At 67.1% G+C, this 3,390-nt stretch carries 6 protein-coding genes; 3 read left to right on the plus strand and 3 right to left on the minus strand.

All coding sequences use genetic code 11. The annotated features are described in order from the left end of the window. Positions 1-83 precede the first annotated feature (83 nt). Both ACFWF3_RS29225 and ACFWF3_RS29230 read right to left on the minus strand, forming a co-directional pair. Complete coding sequence (locus ACFWF3_RS29225; protein ID WP_379316795.1) at positions 84-650, minus strand: hemerythrin domain-containing protein; 567 nt, start codon at positions 648-650, stop codon at positions 84-86. A gap of 94 nt (positions 651-744) precedes the next feature. Further along, positions 745-1,164 carry a hypothetical protein gene (locus ACFWF3_RS29230; RefSeq protein WP_379316797.1) on the minus strand — a complete coding sequence of 140 codons (420 nt, stop codon included), beginning with the start codon at positions 1,162-1,164 and terminating at the stop codon, positions 745-747. Between the two features lie 299 nt (positions 1,165-1,463). Between ACFWF3_RS29230 and ACFWF3_RS29235 the strand changes: the two genes are divergently transcribed. From ACFWF3_RS29235 to ACFWF3_RS29245, 3 genes are all read left to right on the plus strand, one after another. Then, entirely contained in the window at positions 1,464-1,733 is a 270-nt protein-coding gene (locus tag ACFWF3_RS29235; protein WP_379316799.1) for a hypothetical protein, read from the plus strand. After that, entirely contained in the window at positions 1,730-2,113 is a 384-nt protein-coding gene (locus ACFWF3_RS29240) for a DUF1304 domain-containing protein (protein ID WP_379316801.1), read from the plus strand. Before ACFWF3_RS29235 ends, ACFWF3_RS29240 begins: the two co-directional genes overlap by 4 nt. A gap of 122 nt (positions 2,114-2,235) precedes the next feature. Continuing rightward, positions 2,236-2,436, plus strand: a complete 201-nt coding sequence (locus tag ACFWF3_RS29245; RefSeq protein WP_379316803.1) for a hypothetical protein — start codon at positions 2,236-2,238, stop codon at positions 2,434-2,436. Between the two features lie 37 nt (positions 2,437-2,473). Here ACFWF3_RS29245 and ACFWF3_RS29250 read toward each other — a convergent pair. Next, positions 2,474-3,390, minus strand: a 917-nt coding sequence (locus ACFWF3_RS29250) for an FAD-dependent oxidoreductase (RefSeq protein ID WP_379316805.1), incomplete at its 5' end; no start/stop codon positions are given.

Consider the following 3,390-nt stretch of genomic DNA (forward strand, 5'->3'; position numbering starts at 1 on the left):
CGGTCTGTGGTTCGATCTACACCCGCGCGATACCCGAGCGCATCAGGTCGAAACAGGGGCGCCGATTCCCCCGACGTCTCGAGTCAGTTCTGCTTCAGACTGCCCACCGCGAGCGATCCGTTCGCCAGGGGCTCCTGCTCCTCCACAGCGCGGACATAGCTGCCGGGATCCTTGTCGACCGGCCGGACACCGGCGTAGTGGCGCGCCTCGTAGGCGGCGAACGTGACAGCCAGCCGGTGGCGTTGCGGTACCGGGGCCAACCGGCGGAATTCGGTGAGGCCTTCGCGTTCTTCCTCTGCCATGTGGTCGCTGTTGGCGAGGTTGGCCGCCGCGACGGCGGCATACCAGTCATCGGTTCCCACGTGATGGCGCGCGACGTCGGCCACCGCGTCTCTGATCTCGTTGTGATCGTGGATGGCATCGAGCGTCTCGTCCTCCACCGCGCTCGTGCGCCTGGCCGCGATCCCCGTCTCGAGCAGCGCGGGGTAGAAGATCTCCTCTTCAGCCTGCGCGTGTAGTTCGAGGAAAGCCGCGAGTCTGTCCCAGATCGATGACAGCGCACCGGTGTCGGTGCGATCGATCTGTTCCAAGATCGCGAACAGCCGCCGCTGCTCGTGGTGGTCATCAAGGATCAGCTGGGTAATGTCCACGATTCCTCCCTGATTGTCAGGTCAGCATGGATGGTCGGGGCAGCTTGCTTCTTCGCCGGTAGCCGACGATAACGCACCGCCGCTGCCTTCCTGGTCAGCGCCGTTGTTGTCCCCGCGCGACGGCGCGCGGCGCGGGCCAGTCCAGCGGGATCCCCAGGATGGAGCCCACACCGCGGACCGCCGAGATCACCGCGCGCACCTCGTCGATCCCCTGTCCGAACGCTTCGGTGCGATCGTCGATCCGGAAGGGGCAGAGAAACGTGTGCGGTCGATCGGGGTCTTGGCGGGGTCGTCCGAGCGTGATCACCACCGGACCCCCGGTGGTGTGCACGGCCTTGGCCGCCAGCGGAGGACCGAACTCGCGGGCCTTCGCGGCGGATGCGGAGTTGCCGACTACCGGCAGGGGAGGGTCCACGGGTACTCGCGAGTGGTCCGAGTCGTCGGGGCGGCCCGACGAGCTGACGAGCGTCGCGGCGCGCGAAATGTCGATCAACGCGGCATAGATGGCAGCCAACCTGTCCGGTCCGCGAGCTTCGCGAACGGGACTGCCGACAACGCGGTACGTGCACCGCCATCCCTGTGTCGCATGGTCTTGGCGAGGATCGCTGACCTGTACACGCAGTGCACGGTGTCCGGCCTTCACGGTGCTCGCGATGGCTATCTCGTCGAGTTCAGTCTTCACAGATCCTCCAATGGTTGTGCGCAATCGCGACGGACTTCGCTGCGCGCAGACCCGCGGATGGGTGTTACCGCCTATAGGCTGGATCGGTTCATCTCCGACGTACCACTTCCACGACGAGAAGGGGATACACGTTGTCGACTCACAGAATCGCGTCCGCCCTGGCGATCGGCGTCACCTTCGCTTTCGTGGCGGCCGGAACAGCGGCCGCTGCGCCCCGATCACTTCCTCCGACGCAGTTGCACCACGATGAGAGCGCCCAGATCGGCAAACGCGCAGCCGAAGCCATCGGCGACAGCGACGAAGGCGGTAAGCCGGACGGCGACGCCGGCGGTAAAGGGAAGGGCAAGGGGAAAGGCAAGGGCCAAGGCAAAGCCGGAAGCCCGGGCGAGGCGGATCGATGACCGCGATCGGGTTGATCTTCACCGGAGTCGCTGTGCTGCTGCACGGCTACATCTTCGTGATGGAGTCACTGCAGTGGACGTCGGCGCGGACGCGAGCAACCTTCGGAATATCCGCCGCGGAGGCCGAGGCCACCAAGGAAATGGCCTTCAACCAGGGGTTCTACAACCTCTTCCTGGCCGTCGTGGCGGCGATCGGCATGGGGTTCACCGCGTTCGGGGACAAGGGAATCGGGCTCGCGCTCGTGCTGGCCGGGGCCGGTTCGATGGTGGCTGCCGGCGTGGTGCTGCTCGCATCCTCGCCGGACAAGGCGCGTCCGGCCCTGATCCAGCTGGTACCACCACTGATCGGTTGTGCCGCCTTGGTGATCGCGCGGCTGTGAGCGCGTCATCCACGACCCGACATCGGCGCGCGGCTGTTTGGGACGCGAATTTCGAGGTAACACGACGATGCGGCCGTAGGCCGCGCGAGCAGGTCATCACATCGTCGGAGGAGGAGAAGTTCATGGATCCCCTGGACATCATCGCTCAGTGGCGTCGCGACATCGAGCTCGCCGATAGCGGTGGCGAGGAAGCCGCGATCCAGCGGTTGCGTGGCGAGTGGTCCGTGTCGGCAGGCCTCGACCCGCAGGACGCACTGACCCTGACTCCCGAGAGCGACGAGTCCGGTCGGCGTACCGGAACCACCGACGGCGATCGGACCTGATCGGCTCGGCATAGCCAGTCGGCAACGCGCTGGACAATCAGTGGGGAAGCGGTGCGGTCGCTGGGCCCTCCAGCACCGCGCCGTCCGGTGCGAAACGGGACCCGTGCAGCGGACAGTCCCAGGTCTTCTCCGCGTCGTTCCAGTTGAGGATGCCTCGCAGGTGTGTGCAGACCGCCGACACCGTGTGGGTCTCACCGGCGACGGTGCACAGCGCGGTCGGGTGCAGGCCGCGACGCTCCACCCTGCCCTCTCCCTCGGGCGGCGTCGTTCCCGCGTCGGTGCCGAGCAGGTGCAGCCATCCGGTCGACAGGTGCCGTGCCACTGCGGTATTGGCCTGCACACCCGCGACCAGTGACTTCACCGCACCGGAACGCCAGCCGTCGTAGGCTCGCGACCACGCGGGCTGCCGCTCGGTCAGCCTGCCGGCCAACACCAGTGCGGCGGCGACGCCGTTGGTCATGCCCCACTTGGCGAAACCGGTCGCGCACTGCACCTCGTCGGCACCGAGCTGCACCGCGCCGACATAGGGCAGTTCGGAGATCGAGTGGTAGTCCTGCGCGGACCAACGATCGAGGAGCCGCGCGCCGGGGAACCAGCGATTCGTCCAGTCCAGCAAGTCCCGGACATGATCGGCCTCGGAATCGACGCGGCCGACGTCGTGGCCGCTACCACCGACCAGCAGGACGTCGTCGGCCTCGGTGGGGCACCAGCGCAGCGAACGGATCGGCCGGCCTGCGCTGATGAACATCTCTTGCGGAATCGGTCCGGGAACCTGGAACGCTGCCAGGTAGGACCGCTGGGCCGTGAGTTGTGCCGCGAGGCCGAGCCGGTCGAACACCGGTGATCCGGTCGCCACGATTGCGTTCGCCGCCGAGACCTCGCCCTGGTCGGTGCCGATCACCACGCGACCTTCGCGTCGGCGAAGTCGCCGTGCGCGCGTCGATTCGAAGATCC

It is taken from the genome of Nocardia sp. NPDC060220 (assembly GCF_042727815.1).
GTDB lineage: Bacteria > Actinomycetota > Actinomycetes > Mycobacteriales > Mycobacteriaceae > Nocardia.